Source organism: Winogradskyella sediminis (genome assembly GCF_003387355.1).
Lineage (GTDB): Bacteria > Bacteroidota > Bacteroidia > Flavobacteriales > Flavobacteriaceae > Winogradskyella > Winogradskyella sediminis.
The window spans coordinates 1-1,159 of sequence record NZ_QUNH01000031.1 but is presented as its reverse complement, the minus strand read 5'-3'; the positions used below and the strand labels follow the sequence as shown (position 1 = coordinate 1,159).

At 33.0% G+C, this 1,159-nt stretch carries 1 protein-coding gene; it reads left to right on the top strand.

All coding sequences use genetic code 11. From position 1 onward, the window contains the following. Positions 1-151: 151 nt before the first annotated feature. On the top strand, positions 152-1,123 hold the full coding sequence (locus C8N41_RS16790; RefSeq protein ID WP_115840130.1) for an IS110 family RNA-guided transposase: 972 nt from the start codon (positions 152-154) through the stop codon (positions 1,121-1,123). Positions 1,124-1,159: the final 36 nt, after the last annotated feature.

The following is a 1,159-nucleotide window of genomic DNA, read 5'->3' as shown; positions in this document are numbered from 1 at the left end:
TAATATATACGCAGAAGCTTTAGACTTCGTCAACATTGAAAATCCCCTCTCTTTTCTACACAGATTTCGTACAGTTCTATGAGGCTTTTAGACCTCGATTTTAAGTCGTTGAAACTCGCGTAGATTGTCCTTTCAAAAAAAACATTTTGTTATGAATAAAGATATTAAATATTTTGGAATTGACATTAGTCGTTTAGTTTTCGATGTCACAGATTCTGAAGGTAATTACTACCAGTTTAAAAACAATGAGTTTGGTTTTAAAAAGTTCTCAAAACTCTTAGGTTTTAATAGTCATTGCGTTATGGAAGCGACAGGTTATTACCATTATCAATTAGCGTATCATTTGTTAGAATTAGGTACAAAAGTATCGGTAGAAAATCCGTTGTCAGTGAAACGCTTTATCCAGATGGGATTATCAAAAGTTAAGACGGATAAGAGTGATTCAAAACTGATTTGTGCTTATGCTGAGCAAGTAGAATTAAAGCTTTGGAAAGGCAATTCTAAGAATGACATAGAATGTCTTCAAATCGTCAGAACTCTTTCAGTGTATACAAAACAAAGCACTATGCTAAAAAATAAACTACATGGTGAAGCTGTTTTGGGTAATCCAAGTAAAGAGGTTGTAAGATCTTTAAAACGCAGTTTAAAGCAGCTTCAAAAAGAGATGGCAGATTTAGAAGATAAGCTATTGGCTTTGGTAAAAACAGAGCACCAAGATTTATTAACACGTTTAAAAACTATTCCAGGTATCGGTCCAAAAACAGCTATTATGTTAATTGTTTTAACTGGCGGTTTTAATCGTTTTACTAACGCCAGTGAATTGTGTAGTTACGCTGGTCTAACACCTGTAATTAGACAAAGTGGAAGTAGTGTAAAAGGGAGACCACGAATCAGTAAAATGGGGAATCAAAAGCTGAGAAATTTATTATTTATGTGCAGTTTTAATGCTTGCAAATACAACAGAGCTTGTCGGGATCTTTATGAGCGAATCGTCGCCAAAGGAAAGAGCAAAAAATTAGCATTAATTGCAGTATGTAATAAACTACTAAAACAAGCCTATGCAATAGCTAAATCAGGGTTAATATATGATGGAAATTATAAAAGTACTTTAGTAAAAAAATAATGAGTTTTTACTTGTTTTTTGCCACAGTACTTTGTT